Genomic DNA, 21,389 nt, shown 5'->3' with positions numbered 1-21,389 from the left:
CGGGCTACGCGTCCACCGGCTCCCGGGTGCGCTCGCCGCCCTCGGAGCCGGTGTTGGCGGTGCCGGCCGGCTCGAACAGCAGGATCTGCGCCTCCTCGTCCGCGGCCGGGCAGTGCTCGACCCCGCGCGGGACCACGTACATCTCTCCGGGGCCCAGGACCACGTCCCCGTCGCGCAGGTGGAGCGTCAGGGTGCCGCCGACCACCAGGAAGAGCTCGTCGGTGTCCGCATGGGTGTGCCAGACGAATTCGCCCTGGAGCCGGGCGACCTTGACCTCGTAGTCGTTGACGCGGGCGATGCGCCGCGGGGCCCACCGTTCGGTGAAACCGGCCAGTTTCTCGGCGATGTTGACCTTGTGTGTCGTCATGCGGACAGCCTGTCGCCCCGCCCGCGGGCGGTCTTGTACGTTCCTGACATGGCCGCGATACGTCCGCGCAGCACCGTGTCCGCGTGGCAGCCGTCGGTGCCCGGCATCGCCGAGGTCTTCCACGCCCGGTTCACCGACCACGCCTATCCGACGCACGTGCACGACACCTGGGCGCTGATGATCCTGGACGGCGGGCGGGTCGACTTCGCCCTGGACCGTGAGCGCCACGGCGTCGGGCTCCGGAACTCCGTGATCCTGCTGCCGCCCGGGGTGGCCCACGACGGGCGGACCGTCACCGAGGCCGGGTTCCGCAAGCGCGTCCTCTACCTCGACACCTCCGTCCTGCCCGAAGGTCTGACCGGGGCGGCTGTCGACGCCCCGCTGCTGCTCGACCCGGCGCTGCGCGAGCGCGTGCACGGCCTGCACGTGGCGCTGGGCGCGCCGGAGCTGCCGGCCGGGGCGGTCGAGCGGCTGGAGGCCGAGTCGCGGCTGGCCTTCGTACGGGAACGGCTGCACCGGTGGCTCGCGGGCCGCGCGCCGACGGCGTACGGGGCGCCGGGCGCGCGCCTCGCCGTACGGCTGCGCGAGCTGCTCGACGCGCGGGTGACCGAGGGGATCGGCCTGGAGGAGGCTTCGGCGGAGCTGGGCCATGTCCATCCCACCCACCTGATCCGGAGCTTCACGGCGGCGTACGGGCTGCCACCGCACGCGTACCTGACCGGGCGGCGGGTGCAGCTGGCCCGGCGGCTGCTGCTGGCGGGGATGCGGCCGGCGGAGGCGGCGACGGCCGCGGGCTTCTACGACCAGGCGCACCTGACCCGGCACTTCGGGCGGCACGTGGGGACCAGCCCGGCGCGGTTCGCCCGCTCCGGCCCGGTGTGAAGGCCAGGGGGAAGTCCTGCGGGAGAACTGCGGTGGCGCTACTGGAGCCAGCCGCGCTGGGCCGCCTTCAGTCCGGCCTCGAACCGGCTCGACGCGTCCAGGCGCTCCATGAGCCCCGCCATCTGCCGCCGCACGCTGCGGGCGGAAATGCCCAGCCGACGCCCCGCGACCTCGTCGGTGAGGCCGGACGCGAGCAGCGTGAGCAGCTCCTGCTCCGCCGTACTGAGACCGGTACGGGTGTCCTTGGAGCGGTCGGCGCCGAGCGGGACCGCGGAGTGCCACGTCTGCTCGAACAGGGCGACCAGGGAGGCGACGACCCCGGCTTCGCTGATGCAGATCGCGCCGCGCTTCGTGTCGGCCGGGTCGATCGGCACGACGGCGACCCGGCGGTCGAAGACGAGCATGCGCGGCGGGAGCGTCGGACAGGTGCGCACCATGCCGCCGCGCTCGGTCGTCCACCGCGCATACGCGAGCGTGGCGGGGTCGTGCCGCACGCTGTCCTGGTAGAGCGTCAGGATGGAGATCCCCCTGCTCAGGGCGGCGTCGTCGAGCGGTCTGGACGCGTCGAGGCTGGCCTGGGACTGGGCTCCGCCGGGCATCACCGAGAGGCACTCGCCGGACATCTCCCGGGCGAGGCCCTCCAGTCGCGCCTGGATGGCGTCGAGGCCGACCAGGCGCTCGCTGGTCGCGGTCCGGGTGGCGGGGCGGAGGTCGGCGTACTCGGCGATCGCCCGTGCGGCCGCGGCCTTGCCGAGCTCGAGGTCCTGCCGCCGGCGCAGGAGTTCCTCCTCCTGGCGCCGCAGGAGCAGTTCCAGGCCCACCTCGGGGCTGACCGGCCGCATCTCGCCCAGGACGTCCCGGGAGGCGCGCAGCAGTCTCAGGTCGGCGAGCTTGTCCAGGGCGTCGCGCACGGTGCTTTCCGGTACGCCCAGTTGGTCGCAGAGATCCTGCACGCTGCCCTCCGGGTGGGCCAGCATCGCCCGGTACACCGCTTCCACCCCGCGGTCGAGCCCCAATACATCCAGCATCCGCCAGCCCCCCAGCCATGCGACGATTACAATCGCCACAACCTTACGGGCCACCCCACAGGGCAACAAACGGTCTGACGGCTTCCAGCCAACGAATGGCCCAACCGGTGAGCCGAGCGGTGGATGGTGCAGCTAGTAAAATCGCCATCAGGGTTGGGGGGTATCGTGTTTTCCCGACGGATCGGAGCTGGCTGGGATGGACGCAGGACCAGGTGGAGGCCGCGAGCACCCGCCGTCGTTGCCCGACCGCGCTCACAAGATCTCCGAGCGGCTCGACGGGCTGATCCTCCAGGAGGCCGCGCGGGCGGGAGGGAAGTCCCCCGCCTACCGGGAGCTGGCCGACCGGGTCAACCGGATCGCCGGACGCAGCGTCATCTCCCGCGACACGATCCGCAATCTGCACCAGGCCACCACGCAGAAGGGCCAGTCCCCGAACCCCACCGTGGAGACCCTGGACTGGCTGGGCCTCGCGTTCGGGATCCGCTGCGGGGCGACCTACTTCCTCGACGATGCCAAGGCCGCCGTCGTGGACGAGCAACTGCTCGCCCTGGACGCGCTGGCGAACATCCGGGCGGCCGCCGGTAACGCCGGCGTCATCGGGCTCGCACAGCGCGCCTCGGGTCTGTCCGACAACAGCCTCCACATGTTGGCCGCGCTCGCGGACCGACTGAGCGCACTCGAGGCGGAGGCGGCCGGGGACGGCGGCGGCGGCGCCCCGACCGGATCTCCCAAGAAGGCTGCTGAGAAAGATCGTTAGTAGTCTGAGGGCGTCGCACGGACCGCTGACCTACTGCTGACCGAAGGATTCGCTGCCGCCATGCCTGTACCGCGGGGTCTGCGAAGACGGTGCGAGGGCATCCTGGCCGAGATCGAGCTGCCCGACCCGTTCACGGTCGACTCCTTCCGGGACGCACTCGCCCGCCACCGCGGACGTCCGATCGTGATGGAGCCGCTGCCCGATCTCGGATTCGCCTCACCGTGCGGGGCGTGGATCGCCCTGCCCAGCCTGGACGTCATCTTCTACGAGCAGAAGACCAGTCCGGCCCACCAGGACCTGATCAAGCTCCACGAACTCGGCCACGTGCTGTGCGGCCACACCCACAACGTCGAACTGGCCCAGCTCGCACAGGCACTCTCCGAACTGACCCCGGACCTCGTCGTACGGACGCTCGGCGCCGCGCGCACCAACTTCGCCTCCGTCGAGGAACAGGAGGCCGAGATGATCGCCGTGCTCCTGGCCGACCTCGCCGGCGCCGATCGGGTCGGCACCCCGTCCTCGCGCCGGCTGGCCACCAGCCTTGCCCACCCGGTGCGCCGTCTGCGCCGCTGGCGGGGCAACTGATGTACTCGATATACCACTTCACCCTGCCCGCCCTCATGTGGGCGATGGTGCTCTGGCGTGCGCCCTCCGCCCTGGGCGGCACGCGCGCCTCCCGGTTCCTGTGGGGTTTCCTCGCCGCGATCGCCGTCGCACTGACGACCAGGCCGCTCGAGGTGGACCAGGTCATCCGGACCCTCACCGGGTCCCCGGACCTGTCCGTGCTGGTCAAACACCTCGCCGGGCTGGCGTCGAACTACTGCGTCCTGGAATACGTGATCGCGGTCCACGGCCGCGGACCGCAACGGGCGCGGGACACGTGGCTGCGCCTCGTCGCAGTGGTGGCCGCCGCACTGGCCCTCACCGTGCTGTTCGTCTTCTTCTTCGAGCACGACCCCGGTGCTCCGCCGACCCGGGTGACCGACGCCCACCTCGGCGACCCGGCGGTGCGCCTGTACGAGAGCATCGTCTACGTCTACCTCGGCATCGCCACGGCCCTCTCGGCGAAGCTCTTCTGGTCGAACCGCCGCAGCGTGCCCGCGGGACTCCTGCGCGCCGGAGTCGTGTGCCTGGCCGGCGGCGGCGCGATGGGCTTCGTCTACACCATGTACCGGGTGGTGTTCCTCGCCCACCAGGAGAGCCGGCCGGACGTCCCGGGGCGCGGAACCCCCGATGCCGTTTCCGAGATCCTCCCGGTGATCTCCCTCCTCCTCATCCTCGTGGGTGTGGGCCTGCCGCCGCTGCGGACGCTCGTCCGCTACGTCGGCGACCAGTACGCGCTGTGGCGCCTGCACCCGCTGTGGTCGGACCTGCTCCACGCCGTCCCGTCGGTCGCGTTCGGACCGCGCATGGGCCGGACGCGCGACCTGTTCGTCACAGGGGACCGGACCCTCGACGTGGCCCACCGGGCCTTCGAGATCCGCGACGCCTGCCTCGTCCTCCGGGACCGGTCCGCGGTGACGGGGGCGGAGCAGCCCGTGGAGGCCCCCGGCCACGCACACCCCGGAGGTGGGGCGCCGACCGCCCGGGCGGAGGCGGAGTGGCTGTTCTCGGTGCTCCATGGGGAGCCGGACGCCTGCCGAGCCCCCGCGCCGCCCCCGGCCCACAGCAGGACGCCCGCCGAGGAGGTGGCCTGGCTGCTCAAGGTCGCCTCGGCCTACGGGCAGTTGCCCCGCGGGGGCGCCCAGGCGGTGCGGCGGGCGGCGGGCCAGGAGGTCCGGTAGGGGGCATCGCCGCAGGTCGGCAGGGGCCGCATCCTGATGCGGCCAGTCCTAATGCTGACGTCCGCATCGCCTTCCCCGGGGTCTTCCGGGTCGGCAGGATAGTGCTCACCGGAACGGCGGGGGAGGCAACTCCCGGCCGGACCCGGGGGCCACGGCGCCAACCGCCGGTCCCGAACTTCCTGCTCACGTCACACCCGGGGGAAACCGCCATGTCCACGACCGCCCGCCTACTCGCCACCGTCTTCGCCGCCTCGGTCCTGTCCGGTGTGGCGGCCCCCCTCGCGTCGGCGGCCACGACGGCGACGGACCCGAAGGGCATCGGCTGGGACGTGGTCCCGGCCCACGCGACGGTGTCCGTGTCCGCGGCGGGCGCGTCGGACAACGGCATCGGCTGGGACTGACCCCGCGGTGCTGCCCGTCCATCTCACCTTGATGCCGACGGGAGGAACCCTGCCGACCGACCACCAGGCACACGCCCTGGTCGACGCCCTGTGGGCCCACGCCACACCCGACTGCGGCATGGAACACATCAGGGCCCGCACACATCCGGACGGCATCGGGATCGTCCTCTTCATCCGCGCCGCCCGCACCGACATCGCACAGGCCAAGGTCCGTCGCCTCGTCGTCGACACGCTCGCCTCGGGCGGCACCGGAGTCCACGGCTACTCCGTCACGTTCCACCCCTGATCGAGGCCCCGCGCATCGCGGTCCGCCCGCCCCGTCGAGGGTCGGCCGGCCTCTCTCCCTCTGTCTTCCTTCGCTCTTCCCGCTCTTCCCGGCTCTTCCAACGGCGCCCAGGCCCATCGGCCGGCCCGTCCATCAGCCCTGCCTTCCAGGAGACTTCATGCCCAGCAAGTCCAACGTGGCCCGCGCCACCGGCACCCTCGTGGCCCTCTCCCTCGCCACGGCCGTCCTCGCCTCCGCACCCGTCAACGCCGCCCAGGTGGACGCGCCGTCCGCCGCGGCCGTCGCGGCGGCCGCGGCCACCGCGGACGTCGAGCGTCCGCAGGGCAAGCCGGAGCCCCTCAAGACCGAGGGGGCCGGCAAGAGCACCTTCTCCGGCGCGGCGGCCGCGCAGAGCGCCGGCGCCCCCATCACCCGCAGTTCGGTCATCGCCCGGGCCAAGACCTGGGTCGACGCCCAGGTCCCGTACAGCATGAACAACTACCGCGACGGCTACCGCACCGACTGCTCCGGCCTGGTCTCCATGGCCTGGAACCTCGGCACCAGCGCCTGGACCGGCAACCTCGACACCTTCGCGGACCGCATATCGAAGAACGACCTGCGCAAGGGCGACATGCTGCTCTTCCACAACCCCTCCAACCCGGAGCGCGGTTCGCACGTCACCATCTTCGAGCAGTGGACCGACTCGTCCCACACGTCCTACATCGGCATCGAGCAGACACCTCCGCACGCCGTGCGACGCGTCATCCCCTACGCCTACTTCAACAACTCCAGCTCCTACATCCCCTACCGCTACAAGAACATCATCGAGGACGCCAAGCCGACGAATGCGGGTGTGTATCGGCCGGCGGAGTCGAAGTTCTATGTGGCGGACCGTGCCGGTGGTGTGTACGGGTGGTCGGGTTTCGGTGTTCCGGGTGACAAGCCGTTGACGGGTGACTGGAACGGTGACGGCCAGGACACGTTCGGTGTTTATCGTCCGGGGGATCAGACGTTCCATCTGAGCAATGACAATGCCACGGCTGCGGTGTCGGTGACGTACGGGAGTCCTGGGGACGTTCCGCTGGTGGGTGACTGGGACGGTGACGGCAAGAAGTCGATCGGTGTGTACCACCCGGCGGACCAGACGTTCTACCTGAGCAATGACAACCGGGTTGCCGCTTATGCGATTCAGATGGGTGTCGGTGGTGACACCCCGATGACGGGTGACTGGAACGGTGATGGCAAGGACACGATCGGTGTGTATCGAGGTTCGGACCAGACGTTCTATCTGACGGATTCTCAGAACAGTGCGCCGGTGGACCATCAGGTCAGGTTCGGTAATCCGGGGGACATTCCGATCAAGGGTGACTGGAACGGGGACGGCACGGACAAGGTCGGTGTCTACCAGATCGCCGGTTCTGACTTCGTCGGTGCCGGCAAGGACTCCGACCAGGCCATCTACAACGTCCGGTTCGGCGTTCCCGGCGACGTCCCGATCACCGGCCAGTGGTGACGGGCGACCACACGGAGCCCCGTTCGGTGCGGAGCCGCGCGCTCCGCACCGGACGGCGCCGCCGTGCCCGGGCAGTCGCCGCCGGACTGGGGGCAGCCATGGTGCTGGCCCTGCCGGCCGCAACGGCGGACGCGGCGTCCGTCGCGACGTGGGACAAGGTCGCCCAGTGCGAGAGCACCGGCGACTGGAACTACTACAAGTCCGGCCACCCGTACTTCGGAGGTCTGCAGATCTCCCTGCCGACCTGGCGGGCCTACGGGGGCGAGCAGTACGCGAGCTACCCGCACCAGGCGACCAAGAAGCAGCAGATCCTCACGGCCGAGAAGATCCTCGCCGGTCAGGGACCAGGAGCCTGGCCCAACTGCGGTCGGTCGAACGGCCTCGGCAGCGATCACGCGGATCCGTACCCGGCGCCCAGCCACAAGGCATCCAACGCGGGTGTGTATCGGCCGGCGGAGTCGAAGTTCTATGTGGCGGATCGTGCCGGTGGTGTGTACGGGTGGTCGGGTTTCGGTGTTCCGGGTGACAAGCCGTTGACGGGTGACTGGAACGGTGACGGCCAGGACACGTTCGGTGTTTATCGTCCGGGGGATCAGACGTTCCATCTGAGCAATGACAATGCCACGGCTGCGGTGTCGGTGACGTACGGGAGTCCTGGGGACGTTCCGCTGGTGGGTGACTGGGACGGTGACGGCAAGAAGTCGATCGGTGTGTACCACCCGGCGGACCAGACGTTCTACCTGAGCAATGACAACCGGGTTGCCGCTTATGCGATTCAGATGGGTGTCGGTGGTGACACCCCGATGACGGGTGACTGGAACGGTGATGGCAAGGACACGATCGGTGTGTATCGAGGTTCGGACCAGACGTTCTATCTGACGGATTCTCAGAACAGTGCGCCGGTGGACCATCAGGTCAGGTTCGGTAATCCGGGGGACATTCCGATCAAGGGTGACTGGAACGGGGACGGCACGGACAAGGTCGGTGTCTACCAGATCGCCGGTTCTGACTTCGTCGGTGCCGGCAAGGACTCCGACCAGGCCATCTACAACGTCCGGTTCGGCGTTCCCGGCGACGTCCCGATCACCGGCCAGTGGTGACGGATCACCGCACCCGGTACTGACCTTTCACCCAGCAGTTCCGCCTCCCCGGGTCCCGCTGATCCCAGCGGGCCCCGGGCCCCGCGCTGCCCACACAGGAGACCTCCATGTCACGTGCACGTGTTTCTCTGCCGCCCCTCGGGCGGGGCCTCGCCGTACTGGTTGCGACAGCAGCCGTCTTCGGCCCGGCCACCGTGTCGGCCCAGGCGGCGGCGCCCACCTCCGGCTCCAAGGCGGTGACCTTCCAGGGGCACCGGTTCGAGGTTCCCGCCGACTGGGAGGTCGTCGACCTCGCAGCCGATCCGACCGCCTGCGTCCGGTTCGACCGCCACGCCGTCTACCTCGGCACCCCCGGCACGCAGCAGAACTGCCCGTCACGACTGGTGGGACGGACCGAAGCGCTGCTCGTGGAGCCCGACACGTCCGGCGAAGCGGCGCGGGGCGGCACCACGGTGTCCGAGGCCGATCGCGAGATCGCCGGAGGGGCCCGGGGCATCCGCGTCACGGCGACCTATGCCGAAGACCAGTCCCTGGTCCGCAAGATCCTCACTGGTGCCGGCATATCGGCCTCGGCCCCGAAGAGCAAGGCGCGCGCCTCCGCGGCGCCGGCCGCGCAGCCGGAGGCGTCGGCGTCCGCAACCGCCGCCACCTCGTCGGCCGCACTGACGAACTACACCGGCAAGGGGTTCGACGCCTGTGCCGCCCCGGACTCCGCGACCATGAACGCGTGGAAGGCGCACTCTCCTTACAACGCGGTCGGCATCTACATCGGTGGCCGCAACCGGGCGTGCGCGCAGAAGAACCTCACCGCCTCGTGGGTCCAGCAGCAGGCATCGGCCGGCTGGCGCTTCATGCCGATCTACGTCGGTGCCCAGGCGAGCCAGATCACCTCGCCCGCGGCCGAGGGGCGCAGCGCCGCGGACGACGCGGTGAACCAGGCCGCGGCCCTGGGGCTCGGGCCCGGAGCGCTGCTGTACTACGACATGGAGGCGTACAACAAGAACTACTCGGCCAACGTGCTCGGCTTCCTGTCCGCCTGGACCGAACAGCTCCACGCCCGCGGCTACAACTCGGCGGTCTACAGCAGCTCCTCGTCCGGAATCGCCGACCTGGCCGCCCACAGGGGCAGCCACACGATGCCCGACGTCGTCTTCAGCGCCTACTGGAACGGTGTCGCCGACACCAACGACCCGGCGCTGCCCGGCGGGGCGTGGGCCAACCATCAGCGCGTCCACCAGTACACCGGAAACGTGACGGAGACCTGGGGCGGCAAGCAGATCCAGATCGACCAGGACTACATGGACGTCGCGCTGGCAGAGACCCGCAAGCCGACGAATGCGGGTGTGTATCGGCCGGCGGAGTCGAAGTTCTATGTGGCGGATCGTGCCGGTGGTGTGTACGGGTGGTCGGGTTTCGGTGTTCCGGGTGACAAGCCGTTGACGGGTGACTGGAACGGTGACGGCCAGGACACGTTCGGTGTTTATCGTCCGGGGGATCAGACGTTCCATCTGAGCAATGACAATGCCACGGCTGCGGTGTCGGTGACGTACGGGAGTCCTGGGGACGTTCCGCTGGTGGGTGACTGGGACGGTGACGGCAAGAAGTCGATCGGTGTGTACCACCCGGCGGACCAGACGTTCTACCTGAGCAATGACAACCGGGTTGCCGCTTATGCGATTCAGATGGGTGTCGGTGGTGACACCCCGATGACGGGTGACTGGAACGGTGATGGCAAGGACACGATCGGTGTGTATCGGGGTTCGGACCAGACGTTCTATCTGACGGATTCTCAGAACAGTGCGCCGGTGGACCATCAGGTCAGGTTCGGTAATCCGGGGGACATTCCGATCAAGGGTGACTGGAACGGGGACGGCACGGACAAGGTCGGTGTCTACCAGATCGCCGGTTCTGACTTCGTCGGTGCCGGCAAGGACTCCGACCAGGTCATCTACAACGTCCGGTTCGGCGTTCCCGGCGACGTCCCGATCACCGGCCAGTGGTGACGGATCACCGCACCCGGTACGGTGCCGCCCCGCACCTTCCACGCGATGCCCGCAGAGAGAACTCTGCGGGCATCGCCCGTCAGTGATCCCGCCGGCGACCAGGTAGCACTGCTAGGCCGGGCCGACGATGCCGCGGGCGACCCCCAGGGCCACCAGGTCCTGGGGGCGGACGCGCAGTTGGTCCGCCGTGGCGGGGGCGGCCGACGGGGGCCGCTTGAGGATGGCCGCCGCCAGTTCCGGGGCGATCACCGAGAAGTAGCTGTCCGGGGTGACCCAGGTGTTCCCCGGCGCGGCCAGCGCGAGGGCGCCGCCCGAGCCGCCCTCGCCGATCAGCAGGGTGGTGACGGGGACGGTGACCGCGGCCAGCGCCGCGAAGGTGTCGGCGATGGCCGCGCCCGCGCCGGCGTGTTCGGCGGCGGCGTCGTTGGCCGCGCCCGGGGTGTCGACCAGGGTGAGTACGGGGATGCCGAGCCGGTCCGCGAGCCGGATGACGCGGGCGGCCGTACGGTAGCCCGCCGGGCGGGTGGCGGTGCCGCACTGGGCGGCGTAGGCGACGGCGCGGCCCTCGCGCAGCCCGAATCCGCACAGCATGCCGGGGTCGGTGCCGCCCGCCCGGTCCCCGGAGAGCGGCAGGCGGAGCTCGAAGTACGCGTCCAGGTAGGCGGCGGCGTGCGGCCGGTCGGGGTGCCGGGCCTGCCTGACGGCGTCCCAACCGGTCCGCGGCGGTGTCACGTCGGCGAGCGCGGCCGGCGGTTCGACCGGCCCACCGGGGCGGGGCGCGGCCAGCACGCGGAGCCAGTCGGCGAGGGCGCCCGGCAGTTCGGCGGCGGGCACCACGGCGTCCACGTGACCGGCGTCGTACTGGCCCTCGGCGCAGTAGGCCGCCGGATCCGCGTCCGCCGGACGCACCCGGGACCCGGCGAAGCCGACCTGGGCCCCGGGGAGCGCGAGGACGACGTCGGCCCCGGCCCCGAGGGTCGCCCAGCCGCCGCCCGTGGTCGGATCGCGCAGGACGGCGAGCTGGGGGAGCCCGGCGGCCCGGGTCAGGACGCATTGGCGGGCCACGCGCTGGAGCTGGGTGAGCGCGAGCATGCCCTCCTGCATCCGGGAACCGCCGGTGGCGATGAGCGAGACGAGGGGGAGGCGGTGCTCGCGGGCATGGGCGTACGCGGCTTCGAGCCGGTCCCCGGTGCGCTGCCCCAGCGAGCCGCCCAGGAAGCCGAACTCGAAGGAGATGACGGTGGCTTCGTGGCCGCCCACCAGGGCGGTGCCGGTGACCACGGACTCCTGCTCGCCGGTGCGCTCGGCGGCGCGGGCCCGGGAGCCGTCGTAGCCGGTCCACTCCAGGGGGCCGTCGGTGGGGGACACCCGCAGGGGCGCGGGGAGTTCGGTGAAGGTGCCGGGGTCGGTCACGGAGGCGATGGCCTCGCGGGCCGAGAGGCGGGTCGTCACGGGGTCACCCCAGGTCGGGTCGTCGGTCGGCGGTCGTCGGTCTACGCTCGTCGAAGTCGTGTACGGGCGACAGTACTTGGACGCGGTGGTGCCGCGGCGCGCCCGGCGCCGGATCCGGACGGCGTCGGTCAGCGCTCGGGTCCGTGCCGCAGGTGGGTCTCCAGGGCCGGGCCCGTCTCGATGCTGTTCTCGTCGAGCGCGTTGGCGATGCGCAGGCGGCCGGCGTCGAAGACGAACTCCACCGCCAGGGTGCCCGCCGCCAGGTCACGGCCCGCCGGCCGCCATTCGATCAGCGCGAGGTCGCGCAGCTCCTGGCCGACGAACGGTTCGAGGCGCGCGTCACGGTGCGACCACTCGGGCGTCAGCCCGGCCTCGTCCCAACCCGTGATCACCTCCGTGGTCCGGATGGTGCCCCAGCCGATCGAGAGCTCGTCGAACTTCGTGTGGCAGACCTCGACCCGGGTTCCGTCGAAGTCGAGCACCACCGGGCAGTCCGCGTACCAGTCCCCGTCCTCGGCGAACCGCACCAGGGCGAACCCCGTCAGCCGGCGGCCGACGAGCGCCGCCAGCCGGGCACCGTGCGCCTGCCGGACCGCCTCGATCCCGACCAGGAAGGACGGCTCGAAACCGGAGATCCCCATCACGGGAGCGGGAGGGCGATCTTCACCGCGTACGCGGCGACCAGGCCGTAGCCGAGGCGGAAGGTCCAGACGCGGGCGCGGTCCGGGATGCGGGTCCCGGCGAGGGAACCGAGTGCCACGAGGGCCTGCTGCCACAGGAGCGAGGCGGCGCCGACACCGATGAGGAACGCGGCGCCGGCCGTTCCGGTGCCCAGGGCGGCGCCCTGCGCGGTGGTGAGCGCGGCGAAGTAGAGGGCGGTGGTGGGGTTGAGGGCGGTCAGTCCGACGTACCGGGCGAAGGCCTTCCCGGGCCGCGCCCGCACGAACACGCCCGCCTGCCCGACGCCGGCACCGCCCCCGGCGTCGGCGTCGGCGGTGTCCTGGCCCAGGACCGCGCCGGAGTCGGAGGAGTCGGAGTCGGGTCCGGCTCCGGGCCGGCGGGCTCCGGACAGGCCGTGCGCCGCGATGACCAGCAGGATCACCGCCGAGGCCAGCCGGACCCAGGCCTCGACCGGGGAGATGTGGGAGGCCACCCAGGGCCCCAGGGCGGTGGCGAGGGCCGCGTAGCCGAGGTCGACCGCCGCGATTCCCGCGGCCGCGGCCACGGCCGTGCGGCGGTCGCGCATCGCCTCCTGCAGCAGCAGCACGCTCATCGCCCCCATGGGCATCGCCACGCCCAGGCCCGCGGCCGCGCCCGCCAGCGTCGGTGACATCAGTTCGTTCATGGGGCGAGCGTCGGGCCGGGCCGTCGGGGGATGAGCGCGAATACCGGGCTCGGCTGAGAGAATCGCGGTATGGACCGCCTCGACAGGGAAATCCTCGGCATCCTGCAGCAGGATGCGCGGATCTCGTACAGGGATCTGGGCGTCCGCGTCGGCCTCAGCGCCAACGCCACCGCCGACCGGGTGCGACGCATGCGCCGCGAGGGGGTGATCCGCGGCTTCACCACGATCGTGGACCCGGCCGCCGACACCGCCGGCGGGCTCGTCGTCTTCATCGACGTCACCCTGCGTCAGGACACCACCAACGAGGAGTTCGAGCGGCAGGTCGCCAAGCTCTCCGGGATCACCGAGGTCGTGCACGTGACGGGGGAGCACGACTACCTCGTCCGCGCGCGGGCCGCCGATCCCGCCGCCCTCGACGGGCTGCTCCGCCGGATGAAGCGGGAGGCGGGGGTGGCTCAGTCCAACACCCGGATCGCACTGCGCGCGGCCACCCGACCGGACCGGCCCTGAGGAGGCGGCGGCCAAGGGGACGGAGGAGGCGTCAGGGCACCCGGCCGCCGCGTAGCAGTGGACGGTCACCGTGTGCTCCGGGCTCCACCGCTGCTCGACCGTGGCCAACCGTTCCCGGCCCAGGCGTTCGTACAGGGCCACCGCCGAGGGGTCCGAGGCCGCGACGTCGAGCACGGGATGCGGAGCGCGCTCCCGCGCCTCCCGCACCGCCCGCTCCATCAGGAGCGCACCGATCCGATGGCCTCGTGCGGCCGGAGCGACGAACGGGCGGCCGACCACGGCGGCCGCCGCACTGCTCACACCCTCGCGCCCGCTCCACAGCGCGGGCGCCGCGTCGTCCGCCTCACCGCGGGAGAGGCCGATGTGACCCACGATCCGCCCGTCCAACTCCGCCACCCACGCCGCGAGGTCACAGGGCCGACTCCCACGTCATCGTCGTGCCCCGCGCGCCCGATTCCGTGCGGCCGTCGTCCGCCACCGTCAGGCGGACCCGGGACGGGCTCGCGTCCACCTGTACGTCGATGAAGGTGATCTCGCCGCGCCGGTGCGCCGCGGCCAGCGCGCCGCGCAGGGCCCCGAGCAGCTCGACCGCCACCGGATCCGGCAGCAGGGCGTCCACCGCTCCCGCGAAGTGCACCGACGGCTGGAAGCCGAGCACGGCCGCCGCCCCGCCCGTCTCGCGCAGCACCCGCCCCCGGAAGGTCGTCGGGGCGTCGGTCGGCGGTTGTTGGAGGGCGAAGATGGCCGTCCGGACCTCCTGGATGGTGGAGTCCAGCTCGTCCACGGCCCGGCTGAGCTCGTCGCCCACGCTGTCTCCCGACGGGGCGTTCGCGGCCCGCCGCCGGGTGCTCTCCAGCATCATCTCGGTGGCGAAGAGCCGCTGGACCACGAGGTCGTGCAGGTCCCGCGCGATCCGGTCGCGGTCCTCGTACACGGCCAACTGCTCCCGGTCGTGCTGGGCGTCCGCCAGTACGAGGGCCAGTGCGGCCTGGGAGGCGAACTGCGAGGCGAGCAGCCGGTCCACCGCGTCGTACGCGGGGCCGCCCCGGTCGCGGGGCAGGGCCAGGGTGCCGATCAGCTGGCCGCCGCTCTGCAGCGGAAGCATCATGGAGGGCCCGAACCGCTCGCGCACGTGCGTGGTCATCCGGGGATCCGTCGCCGAGTCGTCGATGAAGACGGGCTCGCCGCCGAGGAGTTGGACCAGCACCGGCGAACCGGGGGCGATCGCCGTCCCGACCAGGTCCCCGGGGTCGCCCTGGGTGGAGGCGGCCACGATCTCCATGCCGCCCTCGGGGGTCGGCTGGAGCACCACCCCGGCCGCGGCGTCCGCCAGCAGTCGCGCCCGTTCGGCCACGCACCTCAGGGCGTCCGCCGCCGGGCGTCCGGCGAGCAGGGCCGTGGTCACGGCGGCGGCGCCGTCGATCCAGCGCTCCCGGCGGCGCGCGGTCTCGTACAGCCGGGCGTTGCCGATCGCTATGCCCGCCTGCGAGGCCAGGACGCGCAGCAGGGCGAGGTCCTCGTCCGTGAAGGGGCCGCCGCCCCGCTTCTCGGTGAGGTAGAGGTTGCCGAACACCTCCGTGTGCACCCGGATCGGTACCCCGAGGAGGCTGTGCATGGGTGGGTGGCCCGGCGGGAAGCCGGCGGCCCGCGGGTCCTGGGTGACGTCGTCCAGGAGCAGCGGGCGCGGATCGCTGACGAGGGCTCCGAGCACGCCGGAGCGCGCGTCCGGCAGGTGCGGGATCGCGGCCCGCTCCTTCTCGGTGAGCCCCGCCGTGAACAGCTGGGTCAGCAGGACGCGCTCGGGGTCGACGACCCCGAGCGCTCCGTACCGGGCCGCGCACAGCTCGGTCGCCGAGTCCACGATGTGCTGGAGGGTGGTGTGCAGTTCCAGCTCGGACCCGACGTTGAGGACGGCTTCCAGCAGCACCGGAAGGCTCGCCCCCTCCTCGTCGGAGTCCGCGGCCTCGTAGATCTCCTCGGTCTCCTCGGATTCCTCGGATCCCTCGGACTCTTTCGGTTCCTGGGGCCTCATTCGGCCAGCGGGTTGAGGACCATCGGGGCGATCTTCCCTTCGAGCATCGCGCCGAGACCGAGTACGGCGCACACGTCCGGCCGTTCCGCGATGGCGACGGGCATTCCGGTGGCGTCCCGCAGCATCTGGTCCAGGCCGGGCAGCAGGGCGCTGCCACCCACCATCATGATCCCCCGGTCCGTCAGATCGGCCACCAGGTCCGGCGGGCAGTCCCGCAGCACCTTGCCGATGCCGTCGAGGACGGCGGTCAGCGGGGTGTAGATGGCGTCCCGTACGGCGGCGGTGTCCACCTGCACGGAGCGGGCCAGTCCGGTGGCCACGTCGCGCCCGTGGATCAGGGTGGAGGCCGGGCCGCCGACGGTGAGGCCGTTGCCGTGGAGGGCCAGTTGCAGCGGCCGGACGGCCTGGCTGGGCAGCATCAGCTCGTGCGCGTGGCGCAGGTGCTGGACGACCGCGTGGTCGATGGCCTCGCCGCCGACCGGGATTCGCTGGGCGGTGACGATGGATCCGAGGGAGAGGACGGCGACCTGGGTGGCCGCGGCCCCGCACACCATGATCATCGTCGCGGTCGGCTGCTCCACGGGGAGTCCGCAGCCGACGGCCGCCGCGATCAGGGTGTCGACCAGTTCGACACGCCGGGCGCCGAGTCCGACGAGGGTCTCCACCGTGGCCCGCTGGGCGAGCGGGTCCGCGTCGTGCGGGGTGCAGGCGGCGGCCCGCAGTCGCGGCTTGCGCCGCAGGGCGCGCCGCAGCTTCTCGCCGAGGAGATGACGCAGCATCCGCTGGGCCATCTCGATGTCGACGACGGTGCCGCCGGAGACGGGGCGGACGACCCGGATGTAGTCGGGTGTGCGGCCGGTCATCCGTTCGGCGAAGGAGCCGACGGCGATGAGTGCACCGGTGCGCGTGTTGACCGCGGCGACGCTGGGTTCGTCGACCACGAGGCCGGCGCCCTTGACGTACACGCGGGTCCTTGCCGCCCCCAGGTCGACGGCGACGTGGCAGCGGCGCAACTGCTCAAGACTGACGGTCACGGCAGATCCTCCCGAGAGCGCTGACGCAAGAGGACCGACGGAAATGTCGGTCACTTTTCATATCATCGCGGGCAATTCGGTCTCATGCCCCGTTGAGATGCTCCGGCCGGGGGGTGCGTCGCGGCTGCATGGGGGTGGATTTCTGTACCGACAGGCAGCACCATGCCCGCACCGCACGCGCTACTCACGCGTAACAAGGTAAAGGGGACCCGATGCTGACGGCCCGACAGGGACTGCGGGCGCTCCCGCCCCTCCCCGCGCTCCTGACCCTGCCGGTGCTCCTGGCGCTCCTGACGCTGTGCCTCGCGCTGCCGGCGGCCTCCCCGGCACAGGCCTTTCCGGCACAGGCCTCCCCGGCACAGGCCTCCCCGGCGCAGGCCTCCGCCGCGCGGGCGGCCTCCCGTAACCCGGTGGTCCTCGTGCACGGCTACAACGCCGATCCGGGGGTCTGGGGAGCGCTGCGCGCGGACCTGCGCGCCGCCGGGTACACGGACGCGGAGCTCTTCTCCTTCGGCTACGACACCCATCGGTCCGTCAACGAGGTCCTCGCCGGGCGGCTCGGCGCGTACGTCGACCAGGTCCGCCGGGAGACCGGCGCCGCCGAGGTCGACGTCGTCTCGCACTCCTTCGGGTCGCTCGTCAGCCGCTGGTACGTGAAGTTCGGCGGCGGCGCGGCCGCCGTGGACCACTGGGTCTCGCTCGCCGGGCCCAACCGCGGCACCTCCACCGCCTGGGCCTGCGCGCTGTGGGACCAGGCGTGCCGGGACATGACCCCTGGGTCGTACGTGGTGAAGAACCTGAACAGCGGGGACGAGACCCCGGGCGCGGTGAAGTACGCGACCTTCTGGTCCCACTGCGACGAGGTCGTCAACCCGGACGACAGCGTCCCGCTGAACGGAGCCACCAACACGCCGGTCGGCTGCCTGGAGCACAACGACCTGCTCGGCGACGACGGCACCTCGGCCGGAGTCCGCGCCTTCCTCGGTAGCTAGGGGGCGTCTTCCAGAGAGAACCGCTGGAGCAGGCCGTAGGTGAACTCCGCCACGCACGGCCGCCCCCGCGCGGCGAAGGCCAGGCGCCAACGGGTCGGCGCGGTGCCCTCCATCGGCCGGACCGGGGCGAAGGCCCGCGCCACCTCGTCCACCGTCGCCGACCAGGGCCGAAGATCGTCCGGCGACTCCAGTACGGGCCCCCGCGCCCCCGGGGCCCGCACCAGCCACTCGTTCCACACCGCCCCGTCCGGCGCGGCCAGCACCTCGAAGCGCAGGTCCGGCCAGAGCGGCAGCGGCCACAGCAGGGCCTCGCACTCCAGATCTCCGATCGTGCGGTGCTCGGCGGACTCCGGCGGGCCGAGCACCGAGCGGTAGCGGGCCAGGGCCCCGCGGGAGCGGGGCGAGCGGAGCATCGCCTGCCAGCGTTTGTTCGCCTCCCGCTGGTCCGCGAGCGAGGCGCCCAGTCTGCGGCGGGCCTCGTCGGCGAGGTCCGGCTGGAAGTCGGCCATCCGCCGCAACAGCACCAACTGGAATCCGCTCGGCCCGAAAGATGTCATGCCGGAAACGATTCCACACAGGATCCTTACGTTCTCGGGATCCGGATGTTGCCGCAGACCACGTAGCCTGCGGGCGCCATGAACTACTGCCACGCATGCCGGAGGCACCTCAACGGCGCACTGGCGTGCGCCGGATGCGGAACCCCCGCCGAGTACCTGATACCCGCCGCGTCCGGTGCCGTGCCGCCCGCCGCGCCCGCTGCCGAGACGCCGTACTCCGGACCTCCGCCCGCGCCGGCCGAGGTCTTCGCCGACTCGCTCGTCGTGCTGTCCGAGTCGAACGAGCGGCGCCCCGGCGCCCGCCGCCGGGCCACGCACCGGCGCCGCCGGCGGACCGTGCTGTCGCTCTCGCTCGGCCTGCTGATCGCGGTCGGGGGCTCGATGGCGGTGGCCCGCATGGCCACCGACGGGGAGCGCACCGACCGGGCCTCGAACGTGGTGCTGACCGACGACGGTCCGCAGCAGCCGGCCCCGGTGCCCGACGCCCCGACGGCCGGCGCGCCGAAGGGGCCCGCGAAGGTCACGGCGAAGGCCACCGTCGCGGGGACGAGGACGGCAGGGGCCGCGGCGCCTTCCGGGGACGCCACGCAGCCGGGTCCGACCGCGTCCGCCCCCGCGCCCGAGACATCGGGCCCGGCCTCCCGCACTCCCGGCCCGGGGCCGACCGTACGGGGAAGCGCGTCGGGGAAGCCCTCGCCGAGCGCCTCCACGAGCACCCAGGCTCCGCCGCCCCCGCCGTCCCCGACGCCGTCCCCCTCGCCGACCAAGGACTGCTGGTTCATCTGCTGGTTCTAGGGATGTCCTGTCGGTCAGGGCGCCCTAAATCGCTGCCGCCGCCGGGGCCTCGTGGTGTGCGGGCGGGGGCGGGGCGTACGGGCCCTGGGTGGCCATCGTGTTCTGCAGGGCCGTCAGCCTGCGGACGAAGAGGACGGCGAGCACGGCCGCGGCGACCATGAGCAGGTCGGAGCAGATGCCCACGCCGGAGGCCGCCGCCATCTCGCCAAAGGTCTCGGCACCCGTGTAGAGCCTGTTGCTGACGCGCCCGACGATCGACGCGACGACCCAGACCGCCCACCAGGCCGCGACCGGGGCGGTGGAGACCCGGACGGGGGAGCCGTCGGGCCCCAGCTGGGTGCTGGCCCGCCAGATCTGCCGTGCGATCACGAACGGCTGGAACAGGTGGGCGATCGGGACGAACCACCAGCCGATGGCCCAGCCGGGTGCCTGGGTGAAGGCGCTGTTCCGGAAGATCCCGCCGTTGACGCGCACGCGGTGGAACCACACGACGAAGACGACGGCGGTGGCGAGGTACATCAGCAGCTGGAGGATTCCCGCGAGGCCGGTCAGGACGTCCGCGAGGTCGGTCGTGGCGCCGGGGTCCCGGGTGGGGTCCGCGTCGAGATCGTTCATCAGCGACATGGTGAAGACGTTGACGCCGGCCGAGAGCAGGTTGACCCCGCCGGTCACGGACAGGAGTACGGTCACCGCCGTCGCGAGACCCTGCGGGGATCTCAGGACGCCGCCGGGCGGCGGCGGGCCGGGCGTGTTGAAGGACATGACGGTGTACCCCCCACGGGAACGCGTGACATGGCGAAGCGCCGGTCCTCCGGTCCGAGGCGCCCGGCGCGCAGGCGGCCGAACATACTGCCGGCCCCGGACGCGCGTCCAGGGGATTCTTTCGGCTGGTCAGCGGGCCGGGGGCGGAGGGCGGCAGGACGGGGCGAGGCGGGGGGAGGTCGGGCCGACCCGGGCCGGTCGGCGCCGTCAGGCCAGCATGCGTCGCAGGAGGTCCCGAAGCGCCGTCCGCTCCTCCACGGACAGTCCGGCCAGCGGTTCGCGGGCGAAGTCCAGCGACTCGCGCAGGCGCTCCGCGGTCAGCGTGCCCTCCTCGGTGGGGGCGGCCAGCTTCACCCGCCGGTCGGCCGGGTCCGGGCGGCGTTCGACCAGGCCGCGGGTCTCCAGGCGGTCGACTATGCCGGTCACGTTCGAGGGCTCGCACCGCAGCTTCAGCGCGATGCGCCGCATCGGCATCGGCTCCAGCGAGAGCATGTTCAGCACCTTGGCCTGGGCGCCGGTGAGCTGGTGGCTGGCGGCCGCGTGCTCGTACTCCATGTGGTACCTGGCCACGACGTCGCCGATGAGCTCGACGACTTCGATGGTCACTGGGTCTACGCGACGACTGGGCATGGAACCAGCGTACCCATTTACTTGACAACATGAAATATCTAGGCGCATGGTTGTTTCACCTAGTGAAGCAATTTCGTTCTGACCAGGAGCGCTGCATGTCTCAGATCCCCGCCGTCAGCCGCGAGTGGCACCTCGTCCGTCGCCCGCAGGGCTGGCCCGTCGCCGAGGACTTCGCCCTGCGCGAGGTGCCCGTGTCCGCCGAGCCCGCCGCCGGCCGGATCCTCGTGCGCAACCTGTACATGTCCGTGGACCCCTACATGCGCGGCCGGATGAACGACACGAAGTCGTACATCCCGCCCTTCCAGCTGGATGAGCCGATGCAGGGCGGCGCCGTCGGCGAGATCGTCGCCTCCTCCGCCGAGGGCTTCGCCGTCGGCGAGCACGTCCTGCACCCCTTCGGCTGGCGCGAGTACGCGGACCTCGACGCCGCGCACGCCGTCAAGGTGGACGCCTCGCTCGCCCCGCTCTCCGCCTACCTCGGTGTCCTCGGCATGCCGGGCCTGACCGCCTACGCCGGACTCTTCGAGGTCGCCTCCTTCAAGGAGGGCGACTCCGTCTTCGTCTCCGGCGCCGCCGGTGCCGTCGGCAGCCTCGTCGGCCAGTTCGCCAAGATCAAGGGCGCCTCCCGGGTGATCGGCTCCGCCGGCTCGGACGAGAAGGTGACGCTGCTCACGGAGAAGTACGGCTTCGACGCCGCCTTCAACTACAAGAACGGCCCCGTCGCCGAGCAGCTGCCGGCCGCGGCCCCCGACGGCATCGACGTCTACTTCGACAACGTCGGCGGTGACCACCTGGAGGCCGCCATCTCCTCGATGAACGTGAACGGCCGGGCCACCCTGTGCGGCGCGATCGCCGGCTACAACGACACCGAGGCCGCGCCCGGTCCGCGCAACCTGATGCAGGTCATCGGCAAGCGCCTGCGCCTGCAGGGCATCCTCGTCAACGACCACAACGGGCTGCAGCAGCAGTTCGTCCAGGACGTCGCCGGCTGGCTGCGCTCCGGTGAGCTGCGGTACGACGAGACGGTCGTCGAAGGGGTCGAGAACGCCACCTCCGCCTTCCTCGGCATGCTGCGCGGCGAGAACACCGGAAAGATGATCGTTTCTTTCACCGGTTAGGCTCACTGCACACCGTCGTGATCGTGGGCGCGACTCACGGCGATTACCAGGAGGATTTTCCT

23 protein-coding genes and 1 pseudogene are annotated in these 21,389 nt (G+C 71.7%); 13 read left to right on the top strand and 11 right to left on the bottom strand.

Going from position 1 to position 21,389, the window contains the following annotated elements; genetic code table 11:
- Positions 1-4 precede the first annotated feature (4 nt).
- The gene (locus tag OG624_RS14400) at positions 5-367 is read right to left on the bottom strand and encodes a cupin domain-containing protein (RefSeq protein ID WP_033224663.1); all 363 of its coding nucleotides are present in this window, start codon (positions 365-367) and stop codon (positions 5-7) included.
- 48 nt (positions 368-415) lie between these two features.
- Here OG624_RS14400 and OG624_RS14395 point away from each other — a divergent pair, with 48 nt between their 5' ends.
- Positions 416-1,249, top strand: a complete 834-nt coding sequence (locus tag OG624_RS14395) for a helix-turn-helix domain-containing protein (protein ID WP_033224661.1) — start codon at positions 416-418, stop codon at positions 1,247-1,249.
- A gap of 38 nt (positions 1,250-1,287) precedes the next feature.
- Here the strand turns inward: OG624_RS14395 and OG624_RS14390 are convergent, their stop codons facing one another.
- On the bottom strand, positions 1,288-2,277 hold the full coding sequence (locus OG624_RS14390; protein WP_033224659.1) for a helix-turn-helix transcriptional regulator: 990 nt from the start codon (positions 2,275-2,277) through the stop codon (positions 1,288-1,290).
- Between the two features lie 196 nt (positions 2,278-2,473).
- Here OG624_RS14390 and OG624_RS14385 point away from each other — a divergent pair, with 196 nt between their 5' ends.
- From OG624_RS14385 to OG624_RS14350, 8 genes are all read left to right on the top strand, one after another.
- Entirely contained in the window at positions 2,474-3,034 is a 561-nt protein-coding gene (locus OG624_RS14385; protein WP_158711931.1) for a hypothetical protein, read from the top strand.
- Positions 3,035-3,094: 60 nt separating this feature from the next.
- A complete protein-coding gene (locus OG624_RS14380; RefSeq protein ID WP_051763690.1) occupies positions 3,095-3,619 on the top strand; it encodes a hypothetical protein in 525 nt (174 codons plus the stop codon).
- On the top strand, positions 3,619-4,818 hold the full coding sequence (locus OG624_RS14375) for an MAB_1171c family putative transporter (RefSeq protein WP_033224656.1): 1,200 nt from the start codon (positions 3,619-3,621) through the stop codon (positions 4,816-4,818). Before OG624_RS14380 ends, OG624_RS14375 begins: the two co-directional genes overlap by 1 nt.
- A 209-nt stretch (positions 4,819-5,027) precedes the next feature.
- Positions 5,028-5,219: a hypothetical protein gene (locus OG624_RS14370; RefSeq protein WP_033224654.1), complete on the top strand. Its 192-nt coding sequence runs from the start codon at positions 5,028-5,030 to the stop codon at positions 5,217-5,219.
- A 31-nt stretch (positions 5,220-5,250) separates the two neighbouring features.
- Positions 5,251-5,505, top strand: a complete 255-nt coding sequence (locus OG624_RS14365) for a hypothetical protein (protein WP_158711930.1) — start codon at positions 5,251-5,253, stop codon at positions 5,503-5,505.
- Positions 5,506-5,662: 157 nt separating this feature from the next.
- Positions 5,663-6,997 carry an NlpC/P60 family protein gene (locus tag OG624_RS14360; protein ID WP_266356651.1) on the top strand — a complete coding sequence of 445 codons (1,335 nt, stop codon included), beginning with the start codon at positions 5,663-5,665 and terminating at the stop codon, positions 6,995-6,997.
- 26 nt (positions 6,998-7,023) lie between these two features.
- The gene (locus OG624_RS14355) at positions 7,024-8,097 is read left to right on the top strand and encodes a transglycosylase family protein (protein WP_371639475.1); all 1,074 of its coding nucleotides are present in this window, start codon (positions 7,024-7,026) and stop codon (positions 8,095-8,097) included.
- 107 nt (positions 8,098-8,204) lie between these two features.
- Positions 8,205-10,100 (top strand): DUF1906 domain-containing protein, encoded by a 1,896-nt coding sequence (locus OG624_RS14350; RefSeq protein ID WP_371639474.1) that lies wholly within the window; start codon positions 8,205-8,207, stop codon positions 10,098-10,100.
- A gap of 111 nt (positions 10,101-10,211) precedes the next feature.
- Here OG624_RS14350 and OG624_RS14345 read toward each other — a convergent pair whose 3' ends face one another.
- The 3 genes from OG624_RS14345 to OG624_RS14335 form a co-directional block, all read right to left on the bottom strand.
- Positions 10,212-11,552, bottom strand: a complete 1,341-nt coding sequence (locus OG624_RS14345) for a carboxyl transferase domain-containing protein (RefSeq protein ID WP_033226000.1) — start codon at positions 11,550-11,552, stop codon at positions 10,212-10,214.
- Positions 11,553-11,680: 128 nt separating this feature from the next.
- Positions 11,681-12,193 carry a hypothetical protein gene (locus OG624_RS14340; RefSeq protein ID WP_033225999.1) on the bottom strand — a complete coding sequence of 171 codons (513 nt, stop codon included), beginning with the start codon at positions 12,191-12,193 and terminating at the stop codon, positions 11,681-11,683.
- On the bottom strand, positions 12,193-12,897 hold the full coding sequence (locus tag OG624_RS14335) for a LysE family transporter (protein WP_371640854.1): 705 nt from the start codon (positions 12,895-12,897) through the stop codon (positions 12,193-12,195). The genes OG624_RS14340 and OG624_RS14335 overlap by 1 nt, the downstream gene beginning before the upstream one ends.
- A gap of 69 nt (positions 12,898-12,966) precedes the next feature.
- On the opposite strand from OG624_RS14335, the gene OG624_RS14330 reads away from it, so the two are divergent.
- Positions 12,967-13,407, top strand: a complete 441-nt coding sequence (locus OG624_RS14330) for an Lrp/AsnC family transcriptional regulator (protein WP_030715480.1) — start codon at positions 12,967-12,969, stop codon at positions 13,405-13,407.
- A gap of 117 nt (positions 13,408-13,524) precedes the next feature.
- On the opposite strand, the pseudogene OG624_RS14325 reads toward OG624_RS14330, so the two are convergent.
- The 3 genes and pseudogenes from OG624_RS14325 to OG624_RS14315 all read right to left on the bottom strand — a co-directional run.
- Positions 13,525-13,803, bottom strand: a pseudogene (locus OG624_RS14325) (GNAT family N-acetyltransferase); the annotation flags it as partial.
- A gap of 13 nt (positions 13,804-13,816) precedes the next feature.
- On the bottom strand, positions 13,817-15,439 hold the full coding sequence (locus OG624_RS14320; RefSeq protein ID WP_371639473.1) for a sensor histidine kinase: 1,623 nt from the start codon (positions 15,437-15,439) through the stop codon (positions 13,817-13,819).
- Positions 15,436-16,473: a rod shape-determining protein gene (locus OG624_RS14315; RefSeq protein ID WP_030757608.1), complete on the bottom strand. Its 1,038-nt coding sequence runs from the start codon at positions 16,471-16,473 to the stop codon at positions 15,436-15,438. Before OG624_RS14315 ends, OG624_RS14320 begins: the two co-directional genes overlap by 4 nt.
- Positions 16,474-16,685: 212 nt before the next feature.
- On the opposite strand from OG624_RS14315, the gene OG624_RS14310 reads away from it, so the two are divergent.
- Positions 16,686-17,465: an esterase/lipase family protein gene (locus OG624_RS14310; RefSeq protein WP_371639472.1), complete on the top strand. Its 780-nt coding sequence runs from the start codon at positions 16,686-16,688 to the stop codon at positions 17,463-17,465.
- Here the strand turns inward: OG624_RS14310 and OG624_RS14305 are convergent.
- The gene (locus OG624_RS14305; protein ID WP_033225997.1) at positions 17,462-18,022 is read right to left on the bottom strand and encodes a hypothetical protein; all 561 of its coding nucleotides are present in this window, start codon (positions 18,020-18,022) and stop codon (positions 17,462-17,464) included. The two genes, OG624_RS14310 and OG624_RS14305, sit on opposite strands and share 4 nt — an antisense overlap.
- A 78-nt stretch (positions 18,023-18,100) precedes the next feature.
- On the opposite strand from OG624_RS14305, the gene OG624_RS14300 reads away from it, so the two are divergent.
- The gene (locus OG624_RS14300; protein WP_033225996.1) at positions 18,101-18,817 is read left to right on the top strand and encodes an SCO2400 family protein; all 717 of its coding nucleotides are present in this window, start codon (positions 18,101-18,103) and stop codon (positions 18,815-18,817) included.
- Between the two features lie 24 nt (positions 18,818-18,841).
- Here the strand turns inward: OG624_RS14300 and OG624_RS14295 are convergent, their stop codons facing one another.
- Together OG624_RS14295 and OG624_RS14290 are read right to left on the bottom strand one after the other, a co-directional pair.
- Positions 18,842-19,579: a DUF4328 domain-containing protein gene (locus tag OG624_RS14295; protein ID WP_371587722.1), complete on the bottom strand. Its 738-nt coding sequence runs from the start codon at positions 19,577-19,579 to the stop codon at positions 18,842-18,844.
- 207 nt (positions 19,580-19,786) lie between these two features.
- A complete protein-coding gene (locus OG624_RS14290; protein ID WP_030715456.1) occupies positions 19,787-20,209 on the bottom strand; it encodes a MarR family winged helix-turn-helix transcriptional regulator in 423 nt (140 codons plus the stop codon).
- Positions 20,210-20,304: 95 nt separating this feature from the next.
- Here OG624_RS14290 and OG624_RS14285 point away from each other — a divergent pair, with 95 nt between their 5' ends.
- Positions 20,305-21,327 carry an NADP-dependent oxidoreductase gene (locus OG624_RS14285; RefSeq protein WP_033225993.1) on the top strand — a complete coding sequence of 341 codons (1,023 nt, stop codon included), beginning with the start codon at positions 20,305-20,307 and terminating at the stop codon, positions 21,325-21,327.
- Positions 21,328-21,389: the final 62 nt, after the last annotated feature.

It is taken from the genome of Streptomyces virginiae, from assembly GCF_041432505.1.
In the GTDB taxonomy this organism is placed as follows: domain Bacteria; phylum Actinomycetota; class Actinomycetes; order Streptomycetales; family Streptomycetaceae; genus Streptomyces; species Streptomyces virginiae_A.
This window is presented reverse-complemented; position numbering and strand designations above follow the sequence as displayed.

Coding starts and splice junctions, on each gene's coding strand:
- OG624_RS14395 (WP_033224661.1), top strand. CDS start 416: ATGGCCGCGATACGTCCGCGCAGCACCGTGTCCGCGTGGCAGCCGTCG.
- OG624_RS14305 (WP_033225997.1), bottom strand. CDS start 18,022: ATGACATCTTTCGGGCCGAGCGGATTCCAGTTGGTGCTGTTGCGGCGG.
- OG624_RS14340 (WP_033225999.1), bottom strand. CDS start 12,193: ATGGGGATCTCCGGTTTCGAGCCGTCCTTCCTGGTCGGGATCGAGGCG.
- OG624_RS14330 (WP_030715480.1), top strand. CDS start 12,967: ATGGACCGCCTCGACAGGGAAATCCTCGGCATCCTGCAGCAGGATGCG.
- OG624_RS14335 (WP_371640854.1), bottom strand. CDS start 12,897: ATGAACGAACTGATGTCACCGACGCTGGCGGGCGCGGCCGCGGGCCTG.
- OG624_RS14290 (WP_030715456.1), bottom strand. CDS start 20,209: ATGCCCAGTCGTCGCGTAGACCCAGTGACCATCGAAGTCGTCGAGCTC.
- OG624_RS14390 (WP_033224659.1), bottom strand. CDS start 2,277: ATGCTGGATGTATTGGGGCTCGACCGCGGGGTGGAAGCGGTGTACCGG.
- OG624_RS14380 (WP_051763690.1), top strand. CDS start 3,095: ATGCCTGTACCGCGGGGTCTGCGAAGACGGTGCGAGGGCATCCTGGCC.
- OG624_RS14310 (WP_371639472.1), top strand. CDS start 16,686: ATGCTGACGGCCCGACAGGGACTGCGGGCGCTCCCGCCCCTCCCCGCG.
- OG624_RS14370 (WP_033224654.1), top strand. CDS start 5,028: ATGTCCACGACCGCCCGCCTACTCGCCACCGTCTTCGCCGCCTCGGTC.
- OG624_RS14350 (WP_371639474.1), top strand. CDS start 8,205: ATGTCACGTGCACGTGTTTCTCTGCCGCCCCTCGGGCGGGGCCTCGCC.
- OG624_RS14360 (WP_266356651.1), top strand. CDS start 5,663: ATGCCCAGCAAGTCCAACGTGGCCCGCGCCACCGGCACCCTCGTGGCC.
- OG624_RS14285 (WP_033225993.1), top strand. CDS start 20,305: ATGTCTCAGATCCCCGCCGTCAGCCGCGAGTGGCACCTCGTCCGTCGC.
- OG624_RS14300 (WP_033225996.1), top strand. CDS start 18,101: ATGAACTACTGCCACGCATGCCGGAGGCACCTCAACGGCGCACTGGCG.
- OG624_RS14400 (WP_033224663.1), bottom strand. CDS start 367: ATGACGACACACAAGGTCAACATCGCCGAGAAACTGGCCGGTTTCACC.
- OG624_RS14385 (WP_158711931.1), top strand. CDS start 2,474: ATGGACGCAGGACCAGGTGGAGGCCGCGAGCACCCGCCGTCGTTGCCC.
- OG624_RS14320 (WP_371639473.1), bottom strand. CDS start 15,439: ATGAGGCCCCAGGAACCGAAAGAGTCCGAGGGATCCGAGGAATCCGAG.
- OG624_RS14295 (WP_371587722.1), bottom strand. CDS start 19,579: ATGTCCTTCAACACGCCCGGCCCGCCGCCGCCCGGCGGCGTCCTGAGA.
- OG624_RS14375 (WP_033224656.1), top strand. CDS start 3,619: ATGTACTCGATATACCACTTCACCCTGCCCGCCCTCATGTGGGCGATG.
- OG624_RS14365 (WP_158711930.1), top strand. CDS start 5,251: ATGCCGACGGGAGGAACCCTGCCGACCGACCACCAGGCACACGCCCTG.